Raw genomic sequence first — 20833 nt, 5'->3', positions numbered from 1 at the left:
AATCGGCTCGTCTCTTTCTCTTGACGGTGCCGATTAAATTTACGATTTTTAGCTGACTATTGACACTGCTAGTTTTTTATGTAAAACCGCAGTGACTGCACAATTTAGGCTTTTTTCAGCATCTTACGCTTGACGGCAAAGAAACTACCTACACCGAGTAGACCCAGCATGGCTGAGGGTTCGGGAACTGATTCTGAAGGAGGAACTTCGCCTTTGAGCGTGACTTCATAGTTACCGCTATGAGAGATACCATCGCCTTTTTCAACTAGCCCAGAGTTTGTGGCGCTAAAGCTGTAAAGGTATTGAGCTGGGCCACCATTATAGGCAACCTTAACGATTTCACTAGCTTGGATGACTAGATTGGTATTGTTGATAAAAGCGGTCAGCGGGTCTAATTTAGCTGAGACACCTAATATTTGGGCATCTAATGTCTTAATTGTTCCAGGTAATGTAGCGATGGCAGTGTTAGCGTCACTAATTAGACCGTTCACTTTTTTGATCTCATTCTGGATCAGAGTTTTTTGAGTACTTGTGGTGGCCTTGTTTAATTGAATATTCAGATCATTGAGTGTCGTTTTCAGCTTAGGAAGTGAGATTGTTGCTGTATTTAGTGCCGTTTGTGCCTGAGTGCGAGTTTGTACCAGTGTATTGTAGCCACTCTGGATCTTAGCTTGGGTAGGTTGAAGTGACTGTTGAATCAAAGATGCCCCATTCAGGTGACCAGCCAACCCAACGCGGATAGTACCATCATTGTCCTGGTTGACGTAGGAGAGATTCGGGTCGCTAAATCTCTGAAGTCCCCCACCTGCTACAAAAGCATCCAAAATTTCAGTTTGGGTATTTGCTCCCAGTAAGGGACTGAGATTGTTGGCAACGATTAAATCATTCAACCATTTCTGAGCCAAAGTTGTGCCACCAACATCGGTATTCCAGTCCGCTGCGGTGAGGCTGCTGAGGGTAATGCTCTTACCACCGATGGTGCCTTGTAAGCTGGAGACGCCGGTGTAGCTTGTGTATGCGGAGTTGCTCAGGGTTTCACTATTGGAAAATAGCTCGATGTTTCCAGTTGGATTAGCGCTATTTCCGCCTAGAACTTTTTGCTCATTAACCCAAGTGCCGGGGGTATTGTTTACCTGGAACGTGTTTGTAGCGTCGGCGTCGTAGGTTAGATAGGGTGCTGCTCCAGTAACGGTAGCATTTTTGATGGATGCAGCGGATGCTGGGGCGCTAGCGATCGCACTGAGGCTTGCCAACACTGAAGCGCTGAGCAAAATTTTCTTGATAGTACCTGTCATTTTGTGTGTCTCCACAAGTTGTCTGTCTAGATGAGTTTTGCTTGATAACGCGCACAGTAGCTAGGGCGCGGTCAGTTTTCGATCGGGGTTAACAGTTCCAAATAAGCAGGGACAACAATCAAGCGCCCGTCTTTTTAGCCTGCTTTTTGTTATTTGCTTGTCTCTATCTAATATAGTCAAATAACTAGTTTTACTCGGTAAACTTTTGATGATTTTTAGTAAAGTTTGAGTAAAAGATTGAAGGCAAAAAACAATTTTATTTCCCCGTATACTGACCGTAGTAATACACAGTAATAGGAGACCTAAACCTAGAAATAGGAAGGTTATCCAAAATATGAATTCTGTCAAGAGTAGTTTCCATGAGTTTTAAGCTATGGGGCATTTAACCTGCCTAACCTTTAGGGACATTGCCTCTCATTAGTTGTTACAGAGGCGATCGCTCGCATCTATACGTTAGTGGCAACCGCTTTCTCCTACGGCTGACTGCTGACAGCAAAGCATCTATTTGAATCTAGGTGGTATTAAATGTCTAAAAACTTACTGCTTCTAACTGGTTTTTGCGCTTCCAGTTGTTTCTTATTCCGAGAAATTTACGGATAAGTTAGTGAACTGATCGTAGATTTACGGTTATGTTGATTGCAGAAAAAATAGCTCCACTCTCTTTTTGAGGCGAAGCTAATCAGTCCTTGTGCATTTGATTTGACTATTTACTTGGCACACGCAAGATAAGACTTGCAGCCCTTTTAGGCAGCGAGCGCTGGTATTCTCACTTAGACATGACCGGGGATATCTTTTCAACCGCCATTTCTAATACTTCTGGATCGTGTACCAGCGCAAACCGTACATATCCTTCTCCAGATTTACCAAAACCGGCACCGGGTGAGGCAGCAACGCCAGTGGTTTCTACCAAATAGGTACAAAAGTTGATGGAGTCCTGTGCCCACGGTTCTGGCAATTTAGCCCAAACATACATGGTGGCAGATGGGGTAGGAACCTCCCAGCCAATTCTGTGAAGCGCTTTGACAAAGGCATCCCGGCGTTGGCGGAAGATTTCAACTGCCGCTTTAACACCCTCTTGAGAGCCACTTAGGGCTGCGATCGCTCCATTCAAAATTCCTTGGTATTGGTTGAAATCAACTGCCGCTTTCACCTGGCGCAAGGCGCGGATCAGATTTGCATTCCCAATCGCGTAGCCGATGCGAAAGCCGCCCATGTTGTAAGACTTCGATAAAGTAAAAAACTCAATCGAGACGCTTTTTTCAGGGTCGGCTTGTAAGATTGAGGGAACCGCAACGTCTTCAAATACCAGGTCGGCGTAGGGAAAATCGTGAACCAGCACTAGATTATGACGCTGGCAAAAATCAACCGCTGTCTGGAAAAAAGATAGGGGCGCGATCGCAGTTGTGGGGTTGTGAGGATAGCTCAGTACCATCATTCGTGACTGAGCCAAAACCGGCAAGGGGATCTCCTCAAACACTGGCAAAAACCCATTTTCCGCCCGTAGTGGCATTGGATAAATTTGACCACCAGCTAGGTAAACTCCCCCAGCATGAGATGGATAACCCGGATCAAGCAGTAAGGCAAAATCCCCTGGATTCAGCACTGCTAAGGGTAAATGAGCGGTGCCTTCCTGGGAACCAATCAGGGTCAGCACTTCGGTTTCCGGGTCAACCTGAATCCCGTATTTCTGGGTGTACCAGCAAGCGGCAGCTTGGCGAAAAGCTTGAGTGCCGTGAAACAGCAAATAGCCGTGGGTTTTGGGGTCAGATAAAGATTGGGCGATCGCGTCGATAACCCGATCTGACGCCGGTAAATCGGAGGAACCCAGCGATAGATCGATGATATTTTGTCCCGCCGTCCTGGCTTTTGCCTTAGCCCGATCCATATCGGCAAACACATTGGTTTGCAGGGGTTGTAAACGCTTGGCGAACTGCATATTTAGTCTTTAGTCCTTAGTCTTTAGTCCTTAGTCCTTAGTCTGTTGTCCGGTGTTTTTTGTCTCTCACCGAGCGATAACCAATGACTAATGACTACTGACTGTTTACAGGTGAGTTTCCAGGATACTCATTAATTTCTGCTTCCCAATCGCTCCCTCATAAGATTCAATCACCTCACTGTCCTTAAACAGCCTGAGAGCTGGAAGACCTTCTACTTTGTACTTTGCCACAGATTCGGGATTGGGGTCGCTTTCCATTTTCACGACCTTGAGGCGATCGCCATAAGTTTCCGCAGCGGCTTGTACGACTGGCGATACGAGGCGGCAAGGGCCGCACCAAGACGCCCAGAAATACACTAATACTGGCTGAGTGGCTTTCAGGACTTCTGTTTCAAACTCTGCATCATTAATTGAGATTGTGCTGCTCATGTCACCCCCGATTGACATTTATATTATTGCTTTACCTACTTAACACGGTATTCAAAACCGTTGCCAGTGGGCAGGAAAGCAATCAAGGTTTACGCCTTACTGATTGTAATACAGTACCTCAGGCGGTTCGTTGGGAATGGGGGTACATCAAGGAAATTTGCGATCGCACTTGATGAGTATAAAAGCTTTATTTATAGTTTTAATCCAGGCATTTTATCTATGTTTTCTTATTTTAAGTAGTTTAAAATTTATTTTTTAAGCGAACTTTGTCTAATTACTAACACCTGATTCACGGCTTTTTCAAAATTCAATAATCGACCTAGGCCCGCTCAGCATCACCAATCCTTATGTCTTTGGCATCAATGTTGCTCCCTTTCGCTAAAACCTACGCCAGCAAGCGAAAATTTATCCTAAAATCTTCAACTAGCCACGCTTTTAATCGTACGAAACTTATCTGCGTCAAATAGCACTGAACTTAAGAGAAATTTTGCTAACTTCAGCACTAAACTAAAGTTTTGGATAAAGTTCAAAACCCATCTAAACGGGTTCAAAGGCTTACCAGGAAGCTAAAGGAAGCTTTAGCTTTAAGCTAGAAATTTATTTTCAGGCTGCTTGCGTCAGTACAGTTTTCCTTAAGTCAGCCAGTTATGACAAGATAGACCCTCTTAATCCCATCGTCAACGAGTGTCAGATGAATGCAGAGCGGTCTATCAAAGTTTTGATTCGTAGATAAGTTATCGAAAAGTGCAGGAATCTATAGGTTATCCAATTGCCTTTTCAGGTCTTCTAATTCGTTATCAACTGCGGAATTAGCGGAATTAGATTTAGGAGTAGAGGAAGTGGTTGGGTTTCCTGCCGGTAGTTGCGCTTGGGTGGTGGAAGAACCAGTTAACTGCGCTTTCATTGCTGCCAATTCGTCATCAACATCGTTGCCGGATTCGAGCATGGCAAATTGCTGATCTAAATTATTGCCAGTAAGCTCGGCGGCTGCTGTGGAACGGGCTTCTAGTTCCAAAACTTTTTCTTCCATGCGCTCGAATGCACCCATTGCAGTGCTGGTTCCCAAGCGTCCCACGGTGTTTTGTAGCTGCTCCTGAGCCTTAGCAGCTTGTGCCCGTGCCTTAAGCATATCTTTCTTGGTCTTGGCTTCGGAAATTTTACTTTCCAAGGCAATCAAGTTGCGCTTGAGGGTGTCTACCTGAGTGGTTTGTCCATCCAAGCTAGTTTTCAGAGTAGCGGCAGTGTCAGCGTTTGTCTTCTTGCGTACCAGCGCTTCTCTAGCGAGATTTTCATCGCCTTTTTGCAGAGCTAACTGGGCGCGGTTTTGCCAGTTGTTCGCTTCGGTTTGGGCTTGGTTGTATTGTTGCTGAGTTCGTTTTTGGGTGGCAATGGATCTAGCAACAGCCTGACGCAACTGCACCAGGTCTTCCTGCATATCGATGATGGACTGCTCCAGAATTTTTTCTGGGTCTTCAGCTTTGCTGACTACATCGTTAAGATTGGCTCGGACGACTCGGCTAATGCGATCGAATAATCCCATGACGCTGTTTATCCTCTTGGCGTGTACTAATGTAGGTATTTCCAGGCTTTGAAAGTAGCCTTGAGCAAGTTCAATTTAGGAGGTCAGGTTTTCCATCGGTGCAGTAATCGGCAATTGCCCCAAACACCATTTCTAGTCTAGGGCGCTAGGCAAGAGTGACTTGGGCAACCTTCAGGAATCGTTAAAGACCCAACACTTTTCTTCCTAGTCTAGAAACTTCTAGTCCAAAGCGGTAGTTTCCAGATCAAGAACTTTCCAGTTGGGAGCGAATTTTTTGTAATTCGGCATCTTGGCTAGGGTCAAGTGCCTGCTGACTAGACGGCAGTTGCGGTGCTTCGGTGCCTTGGCTCAGCTGAGCTTTCATGGTAGCTAATTCGGTATCAATATCTCCAGCATCTTCCAGGGAGAGAAATTTCTTTTGCAGGTCATCGCTTCCGAGTTCAGCGATCGCTTCTGACTGCGCTTCTAGTTGCAAGACTTTTTCTTCCATGCGCTCGAAGGCGGTCAGAGAACTAGCAGTGTTAACACCACCTAACATCTCGTTAATTTTCGCAGATGCTTGAGCCGAACGAGCGCGAACGATGTACATATCTTTTTTCGTCTTGGCTTCCGAGATTTTGCTCTCTAGCGATCGCATATCTTGCTTGAGCCTGCCGACGACTTGATTTTGTTGCTCGATCTGCGCCTGCATTGCCTCTGCGGTTTCCTGATAGGATTTTCGCTTGGTGAGGGCTTGGCGAGCTAAGTTTTCGTCACCTTTTTGCAGTGCCAGTTGGGCGCGATTGTACCATTCTTGGGAGGTAGACTGCGCTTGGTTGCATTGTCGCTCAGTCCGTTTTTGGGTAGCGATCGCTTGAGCCACCGCCTGTCGCAGTTGAATCAAATTCTCCTGCATTTCCATGACCGTTTCTTCCAGGATTTTTTCTGGATCTTCCGCTTGTCCAATCAGACTGTTGATGTTGGCTCGAATTACTCGCAAGATGCGGTCGATCAATCCCATGTCAGTTCTCCATTCACAACGCACGGGTTCAGTGGAGCGCGGTCACTCGATCGCGAACACGGCAGCGAACCCCTAAAAGCAGTCGCCCTCTTAGGGCATCGCAGTCCCAGTAGCAACGTTAACAGAATGCTAGGTTACTTTCCAACTCAACCACCTCCAGCTTAAGGCTGATCGACCGCCGCAGAAATCCCCTGTGTCTGAAGCTCTTTTACCAATGTTTGAGCCTGAGATTCTTTCTTGAATGCACCGAGATAAATTTGAGTGCCTTCTGGCGATAAATAGGCATCGGGAACAACCTTTCGCGCCTGTTGCAAAGAGCTTTCGCCATTGTATTTTACAAACACATAATAGAAGCCCTCTGGATTCGGCGCAGGAGTTGCCGCAGTCGGGGAGGGTTTCACACTCGGTTGTATACTCGGTTGTCCAGAGGCGGGGCGTTGCGGCAATCCTGGGAGAGGGCTGGCGGGTGTAAGGGGCACTGTTGCGGCTGGCGGCAGCCCTGGAAGCGGCACCGAGCCAGATTGCCCAGATGAGGAGTTTGCGGGGGCAGGTGAACTGGGTAGAGGGGAAATTGTTGGCACCACTACTTGGGTTTTGGGTAAGCCTGCCACATTGGATCTTGAAGCTGGACTGGAAGATGGCAAAGTGCTTAAGGTATCCAAATTTACGTCCACAAACTCGTCAGTCGCCAGGTTTGGGCCACTTGGCGCAGCTCCGGCTGCTGGGGCATTGGTGGTTGGAGTTGTTGCCGTTGGACTTGTTGCCGTTGGACTTGTTGCCGTTGAAGTTGTTGCCGTTGGATTTTGAGCAACGGTGGGAGTGCCTGACTCCTGGAAGCGATCTAAACCTAGAAAACTGAGGCTGCCAGGATTCGTCACTAAATAGCCCAAGGTGGCAGTTGAAAATAGCAACAACAACAAGGAACCAACTCCTAGTGGAGTCAGCAGGCTATCCAGAAAACTGCGTTCTGAGCGACGAGGAGCTGACGCCTCTTCTTCCACCAAACTTCGCAGAAGTTGTTCGGAAGATTCCAGATAGTCATTGGGAGGGACGTGCGTTGAAGTTGGATTGACAAACTCCGGTGGCTCTGCTGCTGGTTCTGGATGCCAAGCTGGCTCCTGGGGCGGCGTGGCGAAGGTCGCTAGTTCCGCTCCAGGAGCCGATAAGTCAAAAGATGGCGCGGGTGCGGGCGGTGTATACCCTGTTTCATTCTGGATGGTTGTCTCAACTCCCTTGCCTTCCAGATTTGCTGCCTGTGGTGGGCTGGCTGGCGGCGGTGGCGGTGGCGGTGGGGATGCGGGAGGCTTTGCTGGGGCGGGTGATTGATTCCTGCCTCCCGTAGCACTCACGGAAATTAAGTCGATAGGTTTGTTGCGAACCCGATCGTGATTCATGCGGGGGGCAGGCGACGCCCCACGTCCCCCTCGTTCGCGTCGGTATCGAGATAATTCTTCTTCTAACTGCACGTCGAGACTGCCCAGAGCTGCCTGCAAGGCTGGATTGATGGACTGGGCGGGGGAGGGGCGAGTAGAAGACTCAACCGAATGACCTTGACTCATAGCTTTAGCTACTGACGAATCTTGGAGAGCTGACGGCTCTCTTTATTACACGTTGTTTTCTGCTTGAAGGCAACCGTAACCCGAATCTGCTGTCTTGGTTTTGAGTACGATCGAGCAAGAGGATCGATCGTTCTGCCATTTAGCTGGGGATTTGTTGGATGTCTTTTAAATCTCTTCATCATATCTTAGGGGCTATCGAAAATCAGGCGGCGTGGCAGGCTAGCCAAGAATTTCAGCGGTTACTCAAGTGTTGGCCTTCGGTGGTGGGAGTGGCGGTGCAGGCTCAAACGCGACCGATTTCCATATCGAGGGGCGTTTTGTCGGTTGCTACATCCAGTGCTGCTTGGGCACAAACGCTGACTTTTGAGCGTCAGCGAATCCTGCAAAAGTTGAATGCCCATCTAGGTAGCAATTTGGTTGATATTCGCTTTTCGACGGCTCAGTGGCAGAAGAAGCCTGGTTCTAATCGTTCCTGGTATGCACAGGAACAATCGGTGGCATGGAAAGAGCATCCCAGTCGAGTTGTTGAGGGGACATCTTCACCGTCGTTGAACCAGAAGGCACAACTGAAAGAACCCCACCAAGCTTTTCAACATTGGGCGGAGGGTGTGCGGGAGCGATCGCAACATTCACCGCTTTGTCCCCAGTGCCAGTGTCCCACCCCTCCAGGAGAACTCCAGCGCTGGGCTGTGTGTGCCCTGTGTGCTGTCAGGCAATGGAAAGGCTAGCTTTCAGTAGATTCGGTGCCATTAAGCCGAAACAGGGATTGCTACTAGGTTGCGGGCAACGCTTACTTTCTCTGGCGGCACCCCTCAAACCCCACAAATCATCTGCATCACTTGAATTTATTTAGGTCTATCTGCTTAGTTCCTAATTCAAACCGGAATGTGAAGTTGCTTTGTATCCTATGTTACAGATGCTAGTTTCCTCTCCGTTACATCTTGTAACTTGGACGCCTGCGTAGCCTTCTGGACAAAAGTCTTCTCAGGCGAAGCTTGTATGCCACTAATGCCCTGAATTTATGGCATCAATACTATTTCCCGATTGCTTCGCCCGTATGCTGACATCCTTACTTCCTAAGTAGTTACAGGGAATGTAATGATTTTAATTGCTTACTAAGGCTGACTCAAAGAATTTTAGAGGCAAAAATCTCAATTTAGTCGAGCAATGCAAAGTTTGTCATTTAAATCAAGAGATAAACGACTGAATAAATGAGCTAAATTTAGTCTTTTCTGAAACGGATACGCCTAAGGTTTGTCTTGATCCCCATAGGGTTTTGTTAAAAAATGGTATTGTTCATGAGATTACTTACTATAGATAGATGTGTCCGTTTTTAATGTTTCATGTGTCTGTCTATTACACAAAGCTAAAGAAAATCTAAATCAGTATTTGTACTTGGGGATCGCTAGAACATAGACGGGGAATATAGATTACAACATTCCAAACTCTACAACCGTTAATAGAGAATTTTAATATAAAGCATAGATAAAAATTCTCCTAAAGAGGACTCCCATGAAGACCTTAAATACTGTAACTTCTGCCTGCCGGTATTGTCAGTATTACAAGCCCGAAGGGCGTCGTGGGGGTCTTTGTCAGCAACTCGGCGTGCCCGTTCGAGGCGGCTGGGGAGCCTGTTCTTTAGCACTTCCGGCATTTGCGCCGTCTTGGGAACGTCTCGAAGTAATGATGCGCTGGCAGGATGAAACCCTGAAAACACCGGAGGCGCTCTCAATCAAATGTTCGCTGAACTCTTCTCAAGAATCTACCTCGCTTAACGAGAATGTCTCTACTGCCCAACAGTCAGTAGAAGAAGAGGCGCTGCTCGTATGAATAAAATAAAGAATAGTAAGCTCACCTTGCAGTTTGTCAAGGCAACTTGCTTCAACTCTTAAAAAAATAAAGATTTGCTTTAGAATCGCACCTTATTTAAGTCAAGGTGCGATTTTTGATTTAAGAGCCTTTTAGGATACTTTTTTACAAAAGATGACTCTTTAAACCCGTTTTTTTTCAGAAAACGGGTTTTTCCATTTGCGAACGACTAAGGCAGCCAAGGATATTGACGGAAATCGGGTGGACGTTTTTCCAAAAATGCCTGCTTGCCTTCGGCTCCTTCCTCAGTCATGTAATAAAGCAAGGTGGCATTACCGGCGAGTTCTTGCAAACCAGCTTGTCCATCGCAATCGGCGTTGAAAGCAGCTTTTAGACACCGGATGGCAATCGGGCTTTTTTCTAAAATTTCATTAGCCCACTGGATGCCTTCTTGTTCCAGCTGTTCTACAGGCACGACGCAATTCACTAAGCCCATTTCTAGTGCTTGCTGTGCGCTGTACTGGCGGCAGAGAAACCAAATTTCTCGCGCCTTTTTTTGCCCAACAATTCGGGCAAGATAGCTGGCACCAAATCCACCATCGAAGCTGCCGACTTTAGGGCCAGTTTGCCCAAAAACAGCATTATCTGCGGCGATGGTGAGGTCGCAAATCAGGTGCAGGACGTGTCCGCCACCGATGGCATAACCTGCCACAAGCGCAATGACGACTTTGGGCATGGAACGAATTAGGCGTTGCAAGTCTAGGACATTTAGGCGGGGGATGCCTTCATCGTCTACATACCCAGCTTGTCCCCGCACACTTTGATCGCCACCAGAACAGAAGGCGTATTTGCCATCGGTGTGAGGACCAGCGCCAGTAAATAATACGACGCCAATGCTAGTATCTTCGCGAGCATCGCAGAAGGCGTTGTAAAGTTCAAAGACGGTTTTGGGGCGGAAAGCGTTGCGTTTGTGCGGGCGATTAATCGTGATTTTGGCGATACCGTCGCCTTTGTGATAGAGGATGTCTTCGTAGGTTTTGGCGGTTTGCCAGTTGATTTGCATAGAGAGTTGTGAAGTATTTCGAGTTGTGCAGTATTTCGGCTTGAGAATTTTAACCCAGTGTTTGAAATTACGGTGACTAGGTAGAACCTCAAGAGAGAGGAGGCTTGAGCGATCGCTGTGTCATCATGACGACAGGGCTAAGAAAAGGCATTTTATGGGACAGACTGAGAAGAATTCCGAAGTCGAATCTGAGAATTTTAATGCTTTATCGTCAGATAACGCTTTAACCAATCCGAAAGCAGATCGATTAGGATATGCGACCTTTGCAAGATATCTAGCAGACAGTATTTGCAAAATGAGCTTTCCGGAAGGCTTCGTGATTGCAGTCTACGGTTCCTGGGGTTCTGGCAAATCGACGCTGTTGAATTTTTTAGTTCACTATCTAAAGGAAAAACCAGAGGACGAGCAACCAATTATCGTACCCTTTAATCCCTGGTTGTTTTCGGGACACGAAGATATCACAAGGCGCTTCATTGACCAATTACAGGCTGTTTTGAGTGAATTCAAATCTGTACCGAAAGGGTTAAAAGATCGACTAGCCGATTTCGGTAAACTGTTTTCTGAAATTCCTATTCCTTACGCTCCAGCGGGTAAGGTAGTAGAAAAAATATTTGACGATAAGCAAAAGGATACTTCCGACTTAAAAGAAGAAGTCGAAAACACACTGCTAAAGCAGCATCCGCGAATCGTGGTAACAATTGACGATATTGACAGGCTTGCCACTGACGAAATTAGACAGTTGTTTCGCGTTGTCAAAGCCATTCCAAATTTTACAAATGTTGTCTATGTCCTAGCCTGCGATAAAGAAATTGCCCTCAAAGCACTTGCAGACACGCAGGGGACAACTGGAGAAGCCTATCTTGATAAACTTGTTCAAGTTCCTTTTGAGTTACCAATTCCCAATAAAAATCTACTCCGCAGGCTACTTTTTGAAAAACTGAATTTCGTACTTGCTGACACCCCTACACAGCTATTAGATAGAAATTATTGGGGAAATATTTACTATCAAGGGATAGACCAATTTATTACCAACACTCGCGATATCACTCGTTTGATAAACACCTTAAGCATGACGTACCCGGCAGTTCAAGGTGAAGTAAACTCAGTGGATTTCATCGCTGTTGAGTCGCTGCGAGTCTTTTGCCCAACGATATATGACATCATTCGCAAAAATCCTAAAGCTTTTGCAGGAGACACGGATACCAAAGGTTTTGTAAGTGCTACAGCAGACGAACTAAAATCTCTTTACAATTCTTGGCTTGCTCAGCTTCAAGATGAGGATAAAGAGCCAGTTAAACGGTTGCTATTGATCCTCTTTCCTAAGTTATCAGCGATTTGGGGTAATAATACCCAATACGTTGCACAACAAGAGTTAACATGGCGCAGACAACTGCGCGTGTGCAGCTTAGAAGTATTTCCAGTCTACTTCCGTCTGGCGTTACCAGAAGGTGAATTATCGAATACCGAGATGAAAGCCATCCTTGCTTTGGCAGGCGATGCGAAGGCATTTGGAGAAACTCTTGTAGAACTCGCTAATCAAAAACGTCCTGAGGGTACGACGCAAGTTCGGATATTTTTGGAACAACTTGAGGATTACACTGAAAAAGAAATTCCTTTAAATAGCATTCCTTCAATTGTGCAAGCTTTATTGGATGTGGGCGATCGCCTTTTGCGTCCTGAAGACGAACCGTGCGGAATGTTTGATTTTGGAAATGATATCAGAATCGAGCGCATCATCTCACATCTGTTGCGTCGTCTTGAGGAACCAGCACGGTTTGAGGTGTTGAAACAGGCGATGTCAAATGGTAAGGCAGTTTTAACAATTGTGGACAAAGTAGTCGTCCTAGGTCAACAACACGGTAAGTTTGGAGCTAGTGAATCAAATCTAGAAGAAGAAAGACTTATCAGCGCACAGCACCTTGATGAACTTGAAGAAATTGCCTTAAATAAGGTGCAAGATGCCGTGCAGCAAAACTCCCTATTACAAACGCCAGGTTTAGCACATATCCTGTATTATTGGCGGGAGCAAACAAGCGAGGATGAAGTCAAACAGTGGGTTAAAGAGGCGATTAAAAACGACGAAGGGCTAGTTGATTTCTTTGAGAAGTTTTTTGAAAAAGCATTTAGAAAATCTGAGTCTAATATGGGTCAAACCACCGGCTACGGGCTTGAGCCGAATTTACTTGAACCCTACGTTGACGTATGTTTAGCGATTAACCGGCTTAGGAGCCTTCTTGAAAAGGATTGTTTAACAGAAGAACAGAAAAATGCGATCGCGCAATTTATTGAAGAATATGACAGGAGTCAGCAGGAGAAAGATTCTGACGATCCATTAGCATGAAAGGCTGAATGATTCACCAGAGTTAAGGTTCACAGGATATCTGCTGCAAATTTTCCTAAATTCTCTTTCCGCCATTTGGCATCTACCTTGCGATTGGTTGGCAACTCTAAAACCCGGAGTCCCTGCGATGGTAATGGGTTTAATCGTTGCTTCAGGTGTTCCCAGGATGTGATCACTTCATGCTCTACATTGTAAGTAGCACAAAGCTGAGCAAAATTTATATCCTGTGGTGTGGCAAAAAATTCTTCAAAGGGTGGGTTAAATTTGGAAATCGGCAACATTTCAAAGATGCCGCCGCCATTGTTGTTAATTAAAATTATGGTCAAATGCCCTATAAATTTACTTCTCAGTAAAAAGCCGTTAGTATCGTGCAATAAAGCTAAGTCACCTGTCAGCATCACAGTGCTTTGATTGCGATGTGCAATGCCTAAAGCAGTCGATAAGGTGCCATCAATGCCATTCGCGCCTCGATTAAAAAAGGGCTGAATCCCGGAATTGTTGGGTGCCCAGAAAAACTCTACATCTCGCACCGGCATACTATTAGAAATAAACAGAGGAGTGCCCGGTGGTAGCGTCTTGGAAAGTAACCAAGCGGCTTTTCCTTCAAAAAGTGTGTCCATTGTTGCCATCGTTTGGTCGATGGCTTTCCTGACCTTTGATTCGGCTTCACACCAACTGCTGAGATAAGACGCGATCGCTTGCGTCTCTACAAGTTCATTTGGGTAGGTTTGAAATAGGTGTTCTATGGAGATTCGCAGGTGGGTTGTATTGCCGTGCAAGGGATCTAAATTGTGGTGGCTGGGGTCAATTACCCATCGGCGCGGTTGAGTTTTATCTAGCCAGTTTCGCAGTTCTTTACTGGTAGGTAATTCACCGATTTGAATTACCATTTCTGGTGTCAGTTTTTGCGCTAACTGCTGATTACGCAGGATTAAGTCATAGGTAGAAATTAGATAAGGGTTCAGTTGACTATAGTTCCTTAATGGAGATAGCGCCTCAGCCAATACAGGCCATTTTAAAGATTTGGAGAGGTGCGCGATCGCGATCGCATACTCTTCCGGTATTTTCGGTTGTGCAGTCCCAGCGATAATAATTCCTCTGTCACATTGCTGCCACTCCTGTATGGGGTTGAAAGTGGTAGGTTGCAGGTTGAAAGTTGCTCCTAATGGCTGACAATTTGCAAAGAAATCTTCTTCTAGTATAGACGCACCATTTTGCATCTCTACAGCACCGTCGGGAATTGGGGCGAGGGGGTCGCGGAAGGGGATGTTAAGATGAACGGAGCCTGGAGTTGGAAAGAGCGTTCTTTCCCACGCATACATCACTGTCTGCCGCAGATAACCCAGCATTCCCATCTCTAGAGAAGGCAACGCTAACTCAGCTTGCCAGTTGGGATAATTGCCAAATAATTTCACCTGATCGATCGTCTGTCCAGAATGACAATCTCGCAATTCTGGGGGGCGATCGGCGGTTAAAACTAAAAGCGGAATTCGACTTTCCCTAGCTTCAATTACGGCTGGGTAAAAATTTGCCCCGGCAGTTCCAGAAGTGCAAACTAACGCCACCGGCAATCCAGATTTTTTCGCAATTCCTAATGCCAAAAATGCAGCGGATCGTTCGTCTAAAGCAGGAATGGCTTCTATCTCATCAGTTTGAGCGAAAGCAACAGTAAGGGGTGTTGAACGAGAACCTGGACAAATAACGGCTGTGGTTAATCCTAGTCGCTTTAATGTTTCGGTTAGGATAGAAGCCCAGAGGGAGTTGGTGTTACGAAAATCGACGGGCATTTAAAAGAAGAATGAACCGCAAAGATGCTAAGAAAGAAAGAGTTCCGTCTAGACTAAGGCTTTTAGAAGTGCCTGGAGTTTAAGTTGAATTTCTGCTAATTCTTTGTCTGGATCGGAACCAGCAACGATACCGGCACCAGCGTAGAGTCTGGCACGACAGCCATCTATGAGTGCGGAGCGAATTCCCACAACAAATTCACTGTTTCCTTGGCGATCTACCCAACCGAGCGGCGCGGCATATAATGACCTGTTGAAGGTTTCATAGCGGCAAATTTCTTTCTGGGCACTCTCGCTGGGGACACCAGCAACGGCTGGTGTCGGATGGAGTTCAGCCAGGATTTCTAAGGGATGAACGCCTGCCGGGATTTTCGCCTGAATGGGTGTCCATAAATGCTGAATATTTAAGAGTTTCAATAGCTGTGGTTGGGACAATACTTGAGGATTTAAACCTAGCTGGGAAAGGCGATCGCGAATAAAATCAATGACTACTCGATGTTCGCGCCTTTCTTTTTCACTGGTTAGTAACCGATTTGCTAATTCCGCATCTTCACTTGCTATTTTTCCTCTGGGTGCTGAACCTGCCAGAGCGTCCGTTACTAATTCATGGTCATGAATACTAATTAAACGTTCGGGACTTGCACCAATAAAACTTTGTCCCTTGCCGTTACTGGTGGAAAAAATATTGCAATCAGGATTGCGAGTTCGTAAATGATTGACGGAGGGAATTAACTGGAAAGGAATCGGGGAGATAACATCAAGGGCGTGAGCCAAAACAATTTTATGAATTTTTTCTTCCTGAATTGATGATAAAGCCTTAACCACCGATGATTTAAAATGGTTTACATCTGCAACATCGTGTTTCTTAAATAGTTTTCTGGCATCAATTGCGATATCTAGAAAAGATGCACTATGAAATCTTTCTAAACCAGTAACTCTGATTGCCTGAAATGTACGCCATAAGCTTTCAGTTAAATCTTGAATATTTATCTCTGAATCAATCAGAATATTTGCGACTACTACCGAAGTCTGATTTTTTAGAGAGATTTGCCATCGGGGTAAGAATACTGTGGCAGAAGGAAAAAGAGAATCCGCTCCTAGATTTTCATTAAAAAATGTAAAAGCGCAGAAAAAATGAGCGCCCGAAAAAGGTAAATTAACTTCACCAATACTCGTGGTATTGGCAATGCAAGATTGAATAAACTCCTGGGATTTGTTAAACCGATTGGGGCTTTCTAGTGTTAGCGCAGCTGCGGTGTCGATGGCAGCGATCGCTTCTCCTTGTGCTGGTTTTTCAAAGTAAAAGTGTAATTGATCGGGTCTAGCGATCGCCTGAAGGACAACCAACGGATCGACTGCTGGGATTTCTTGAGAAATACTGAGGAGCTGTGTCTGTTTTTTTTGTACAGCAGTCTGCTTAAAGGCTAAAAGAAATTGATGCAGTTCGTGAGTGTCTTGAAAAAGGTTTTTAAGATAGGGTGTGACTAGCATGGAAGGAAGGATAGGTTGGCAATTTGATGTTAATACAACTAGCTGTGGCTCCTGGTTTATTGTTAGTAATCGAACAAACCTATCCTAAGAGCCAATAGAATAATGACAGTCCGTTGAAAACTGGTCGTATCTGCCAGTCTTCCCCTATTTTCTAAAAGTAAGGTGTGCTTACCAATAACCTTATTGAAATTCTTAACAATTCTCCAAAAATATTTCTTGAGGAATAAGGCTAAGCCTATGTATTGGTTTCTCTGTAGTATTTCTAGTTTACAACTTTCGCCTGCTTTTAAGATTGTCGTCATACTTTCAATGATTCCTTACCTTAAATTTCAGGATGATTACCGCAGGGGCATCTTCATTGATTAGATTTTAAAAACTCTTAAACATTGTATCTAAATCTACACTGTTTAGATACAATGTGTGATTTGACCGAGCAGAATATGCGGGAGGTCATAACAAGTAGCTAGTTTTGAAAGAACCTGCTTAAGATTTGACATAGGCTAGTCTTCCATAGGTCAAGACACAACTGGAAACCTCTGTCTCCCTACTAAAGGGCTTGTAACAAAGTCTGTAGCAAATATCCTATCACGGCTTTAGAGTTGTAAAATTTGGTAGCTTCTTGGCAGTAGCATAGATTGAGACTAATGAATACAAAATTGATTAATCATCCCACCAGTGGAGGGGCAAACATCAGCGACTCCGGTCTTTGGATGGCAGCGATTAAGCCGCCCATGTACAGCGTTGCTATTATTCCAATTTGGGTGGGAACATCTGTTGCTTTTGCTGACACTCAAGTGCTTCAGGGAGCAATATTTTCTACATTTTTAATGTCAGCAATTTTGATTATTGCATGGCTGAATCTCAGCAATGATGTGTTTGATTCGGAGACGGGTATTGATAAGAACAAAGCCCACTCCTTGGTGAATTTGACAGGTAACAAATCATTAATTTTTTGGCTAGCAAATCTGTTTTTAGGGCTGGGTGTACTGGGAATCTTAGCGATCGCATGGTGGCAACAAGACCTCACAGTCATCGGATTGGTACTCCTGAGCTGTGCGTTGGGCTACAGCTATCAGGGACCTCCCTTTCGCTTAGGCTACCAGGGTTTGGGGGAAATTATCTGCTTTATTTGCTTTGGTCCCCTAGCAGTGGCGGCGGCTTATTATAGTCAAACCGGCACATGGTCGATGACCAGCCTTGCAGTGTCTATTATTGTAGGGATTGCCACGAGTTTAATTTTGTTTTGCTCCCATTTTCACCAGGTTGCGGACGATTTGGCAGCCGGGAAGCGATCGCCCATCGTCCGCCTAGGCACTCAGAGAGGATCGCAATTATTGTCTTGGTTTAGCGGCAGTATTTATGCGCTGACTGGGTTGTTTGTCGTTTTGCAAATTTTCCCCGTTTGGACGTTGCTAACCTTTGCAAGTTTGCCCTTCGCCATCAAATTATGCCGCCACGTCCACCAGTATCACGATCAACCGGAGAAGGTCAGTAACAGCAAATTCATCGCAGTATCCCTACATTTTTGGAGTGGACTGCTGTTGGGATTGGGGTTTGTACTGCCGTTATAGCTGATGCAATATCGGTTTGAGTTTTGTCCTTACCGGCGGAGATTTGTGCGTCCCTTGCAAACCAGTCACGGCATCTGGGACATTCGAGAGGGCATCATCCTCCGCCTCACTGATGAGAACGGGCAAGTCGGCTGGGGCGAAATCGCCCCCCTGAGCTGGTTTGGTTCCGAAACCTTAGAGCAAGCGCTGTCATTTTGTCGTCAGCAGCCGCAGGAAATTACTACTGAGACGATTTTCTCCATCCCATCTGCCCTTCCCGCCTGTCAATTTGGCTTCGAGTCCGCTTGGGAAGATATCTCTCATTTTCAGGATAAGGCAAACCTAACCCCCCAGCCCCCCTTCCCTGCTGGGGACGGGGGGGAATTGAAAGCCTCTCTCCAACCCCCCTTTTTAAGGGGGGAAAGGGGGGATCGAGAGGGGTTGGGGGAGAGGTTCAGCGAAAGCCTCACAAGAGAATATGCGTACAGCGGCTTACTCCCCACTGGCGAGGCCGCTTTAAATCAATGGCAGACACTTTGGAACCAAGGATATCGCACCTTCAAATGGAAAATCGGCGTTTACCCAATTGCAGATGAACTAAAAATTTTCCAACGACTTACCCAAACACTGCCAGAAGGGGTAAAACTGCGCCTGGATGCCAATGGCGGACTCAGTTACGAGGAAGCCAACCTGTGGCTGTGGACTTGCGACAATGTTAAGGCGGAGGAATTACCTGTAGAAATTGAATTTCTCGAACAACCGCTGTCTGTGGCTCAATTTCAGGGGATGGCGGAATTAAGTATGTGCTACGCCACTGCGATCGCCTTAGATGAATCAGTGGCTACAATTGACCAGATGGAAGCTGCGTACCGTGACGGTTGGCGGGGAATTTTTGTGATTAAACCGTGCATCGCCGGTTCCCCATCCCGTTTGCGCCAATTTTGCCAACAACATGAAATTGATGCCGTCTTCTCCTCCGTCTTTGAAACCGCGATTGGTAGGCAGGCAGCATTAAAGCTAGCAGCAGAATTATCCCGTCACAATCGAGCAGTCGGTTTTGGCATCAACCACTGGTTTGACGAAGATGAAGAAATCAGATTTAAGAATTGATGGAATCGCCACTAGACTATCTTAAAGAACGTGCTAATGATGACTGGCTGATTGGTTACGACAGTCGCAAATTTATTGATATTGCCGAGCAATTATTTAATCAATTAACCCCGCTTGCGAACTCGGAAAATAAACCAAAAATATTACTAGCAGAGCGAGAACCAATCCAATTTATTGCTAGCTTCATCGCTTCCTGTGCCGCTGGTTGTCCAGTTTTTATTTGTAATCCCAACTGGGTTAAACACGAATGGCAACAAGTTTTTGATTTAGTCCAACCAGACCTAATTTGGGGAGATTGCCCTTATTTTTTAACCTTCCCATCTTGTAGAGACAAAAATCGCGTCCCTGCAACTATCAACAACTGGATTATGATTCCCACCGGAGGTTCATCAGGGCAGATTCGATTTGCCATCCACACCTGGGAAACCTTAATGGCATCCGTACAAGGTTTTAGACAGTATTTTCAAATAAATCAAGTAAATTCTTTTTGTGTATTGCCCCTGTATCATGTCAGCGGTTTGATGCAATTTATGCGTTCCTTCACCTCTGAAGGAAGATTAGCAATTGTGCCATTTAAAGAATTAGAAGCTAGTGAAAAGTGCGAGATTGAGCCATCTGAATTTTTTCTATCCTTAGTACCTACTCAACTGCAACGTCTCCTACAAAATCCAGAGTTAACCGCCTGGTTATCCCGCTTTCAGACAGTGCTTTTGGGAGGTGCCCCTGCGTGGATAGAACTTCTGGAAGAGGCGAGACGCCACAGCATCCGCTTAGCACCCACTTATGGCATGACAGAAACCGCCTCACAAATTGCCACCCTCAAACCAGAATCTTTTCTCAACGGTACTAACAATTGCGGTCAGATTCTCCCCCATGCCAAAGTGACAATTTGTAGTTCTAGCAGCGAGATATTAGAAATTAATCAAGTAGGAACTGTTACCATTAAATCTGGTTCTTTGGCACTTGGTTACTATCCAGAAAAATTTCCTAGTCAACAACATTTCCAAGTAGATGATTTAGGCTTTATTGACGAACAGGTTAATTTAAATATTATCGGTCGTAGCAGTAACAAAATTATCACAGGTGGCGAAAACGTCTTCCCCTCTGAAGTAGAAGCTGCAATTCAAGCTACAGGTTTAGTTGCTGATGTCTGTGTAATTGGTTTACCCGACTCTCACTGGGGACAAATTGTAACAGCCGTTTATGTTCCCAGTAAATCAGACATTTCTACTTATACTCTACAAATAGAAATTGAAGATAAATTGAGCAAATTTAAACGCCCTAAATACTGGGTGCGAGTAGAAACATTACCAAGAAACGCTCAGGGAAAAGTGAACCGCGAACAGCTACAAAAAATTGCTTATAGTAGGGTATTTTAGTGACAGCATAACGAAGTCTAGCGCACTCTATAAACTCTCTCTTCGCATCCTTTGCGTCTACTCGCGCATCCCTCTCGCGCATCCGCGCCGCTACGCGAACGCTAATGCGGTTTATTCCTCTTCTTCCTTCAATTGCTGAAGCCATCGAATCATCTCCGCTGGAATTTCTTTTCTACTTCTAGTAGCTGCATCGATGCAAACGTGCCGAGTAATTGCTTGTGCGACTACCCGATTCTCTGCAATAAATTGGTAATTAACTTCAAATTTTTCAGATGAAAGATGTTGAGGAATTAACTGAATAACTACTTTGTCACCACAATACATCGGACTGAAAAAATCAACGCTGGCATGAACAATAGGAATCGCAACATTCGGGTTGCTGAAAAACAACTTGAGATTGATATCCAAAGCCGCTAGGGATTCTTCATAAGCTTCGTGACACATTGCCAAGACATTAGCAAAGTAGACAACACCGGCGGCGTCGGTATCCTGAAAACGAATCGTTCGGGTATAAGTAAATGACATTTATAGATAGATGCGATCGCTT

16 protein-coding genes are annotated in these 20833 nt (G+C 45.5%); 6 read left to right on the top strand and 10 right to left on the bottom strand.

Annotated features, from left to right (window positions below; genetic code table 11):
- Window positions 1–104: 104 nt before the first annotated feature.
- The 6 genes from H6F52_RS24830 to H6F52_RS24805 all read right to left on the bottom strand — a co-directional run bounded on the left by H6F52_RS24830 (window position 105) and on the right by H6F52_RS24805 (window position 7759).
- On the bottom strand, window positions 105–1295 hold the full coding sequence (locus H6F52_RS24830; protein ID WP_190430265.1) for an NF038130 family PEP-CTERM protein: 1191 nt from the start codon (window positions 1293–1295) through the stop codon (window positions 105–107).
- 766 nt (window positions 1296–2061) lie between these two features.
- A complete protein-coding gene (locus tag H6F52_RS24825) occupies window positions 2062–3231 on the bottom strand; it encodes an LL-diaminopimelate aminotransferase (RefSeq protein ID WP_190537054.1) in 1170 nt (389 codons plus the stop codon).
- A 105-nt stretch (window positions 3232–3336) separates the two neighbouring features.
- Window positions 3337–3660 carry a thioredoxin family protein gene (locus H6F52_RS24820; protein ID WP_190528941.1) on the bottom strand — a complete coding sequence of 108 codons (324 nt, stop codon included), beginning with the start codon at window positions 3658–3660 and terminating at the stop codon, window positions 3337–3339.
- A gap of 754 nt (window positions 3661–4414) precedes the next feature.
- Window positions 4415–5200 (bottom strand): PspA/IM30 family protein, encoded by a 786-nt coding sequence (locus H6F52_RS24815; RefSeq protein ID WP_190431898.1) that lies wholly within the window; start codon window positions 5198–5200, stop codon window positions 4415–4417.
- Between the two features lie 244 nt (window positions 5201–5444).
- Entirely contained in the window at window positions 5445–6200 is a 756-nt protein-coding gene (locus H6F52_RS24810; RefSeq protein WP_190414930.1) for a PspA/IM30 family protein, read from the bottom strand.
- Window positions 6201–6361: 161 nt separating this feature from the next.
- A complete protein-coding gene (locus H6F52_RS24805) occupies window positions 6362–7759 on the bottom strand; it encodes a hypothetical protein (protein WP_190431900.1) in 1398 nt (465 codons plus the stop codon).
- A gap of 158 nt (window positions 7760–7917) precedes the next feature.
- Between H6F52_RS24805 and H6F52_RS24800 the strand changes: the two genes are divergently transcribed.
- Window positions 7918–8487 carry a DciA family protein gene (locus tag H6F52_RS24800; RefSeq protein ID WP_190414932.1) on the top strand — a complete coding sequence of 190 codons (570 nt, stop codon included), beginning with the start codon at window positions 7918–7920 and terminating at the stop codon, window positions 8485–8487.
- 784 nt (window positions 8488–9271) lie between these two features.
- Window positions 9272–9589, top strand: coding sequence for a hypothetical protein (locus H6F52_RS24795; protein WP_190414933.1), 318 nt, complete (start codon window positions 9272–9274; stop codon window positions 9587–9589).
- A 208-nt stretch (window positions 9590–9797) separates the two neighbouring features.
- On the opposite strand, the gene menB is transcribed toward H6F52_RS24795, so the two are convergent.
- Window positions 9798–10631, bottom strand: coding sequence for a 1,4-dihydroxy-2-naphthoyl-CoA synthase (gene menB, locus H6F52_RS24790; protein ID WP_190414934.1), 834 nt, complete (start codon window positions 10629–10631; stop codon window positions 9798–9800).
- A 154-nt stretch (window positions 10632–10785) separates the two neighbouring features.
- Between menB and H6F52_RS24785 the strand changes: the two genes are divergently transcribed.
- Window positions 10786–12972, top strand: a complete 2187-nt coding sequence (locus H6F52_RS24785) for a P-loop NTPase fold protein (RefSeq protein WP_190537053.1) — start codon at window positions 10786–10788, stop codon at window positions 12970–12972.
- Between the two features lie 29 nt (window positions 12973–13001).
- On the opposite strand, the gene menD is transcribed toward H6F52_RS24785, so the two are convergent.
- Window positions 13002–14759, bottom strand: a complete 1758-nt coding sequence (menD, locus tag H6F52_RS24780) for a 2-succinyl-5-enolpyruvyl-6-hydroxy-3-cyclohexene-1-carboxylic-acid synthase (RefSeq protein ID WP_190537052.1) — start codon at window positions 14757–14759, stop codon at window positions 13002–13004.
- 48 nt (window positions 14760–14807) lie between these two features.
- On the bottom strand, window positions 14808–16247 hold the full coding sequence (locus H6F52_RS24775) for an isochorismate synthase (protein ID WP_190537051.1): 1440 nt from the start codon (window positions 16245–16247) through the stop codon (window positions 14808–14810).
- Window positions 16248–16891: 644 nt separating this feature from the next.
- Here H6F52_RS24775 and menA point away from each other — a divergent pair.
- From menA to H6F52_RS24760, 3 genes are read left to right on the top strand one after another with little or no spacing between them, the layout of a single operon-like run.
- Complete coding sequence (gene menA / locus H6F52_RS24770; RefSeq protein ID WP_190537050.1) at window positions 16892–17818, top strand: 2-carboxy-1,4-naphthoquinone phytyltransferase; 927 nt, start codon at window positions 16892–16894, stop codon at window positions 17816–17818.
- A 3-nt stretch (window positions 17819–17821) separates the two neighbouring features.
- Complete coding sequence (locus H6F52_RS24765) at window positions 17822–18907, top strand: o-succinylbenzoate synthase (RefSeq protein ID WP_190537049.1); 1086 nt, start codon at window positions 17822–17824, stop codon at window positions 18905–18907.
- Window positions 18907–20286 carry a 2-succinylbenzoate--CoA ligase gene (locus tag H6F52_RS24760; protein WP_190537048.1) on the top strand — a complete coding sequence of 460 codons (1380 nt, stop codon included), beginning with the start codon at window positions 18907–18909 and terminating at the stop codon, window positions 20284–20286. The genes H6F52_RS24765 and H6F52_RS24760 overlap by 1 nt, the downstream gene beginning before the upstream one ends.
- A gap of 111 nt (window positions 20287–20397) precedes the next feature.
- On the opposite strand, the gene H6F52_RS24755 is transcribed toward H6F52_RS24760, so the two are convergent.
- Complete coding sequence (locus H6F52_RS24755) at window positions 20398–20811, bottom strand: thioesterase family protein (RefSeq protein ID WP_190431914.1); 414 nt, start codon at window positions 20809–20811, stop codon at window positions 20398–20400.
- Between the last annotated feature and the right edge of the window lie 22 nt (window positions 20812–20833).

Source organism: Coleofasciculus sp. FACHB-542 (assembly GCF_014695825.1).
Classification (GTDB): domain Bacteria; phylum Cyanobacteriota; class Cyanobacteriia; order Cyanobacteriales; family FACHB-T130; genus FACHB-T130.
This window is presented reverse-complemented; position numbering and strand designations above follow the sequence as displayed.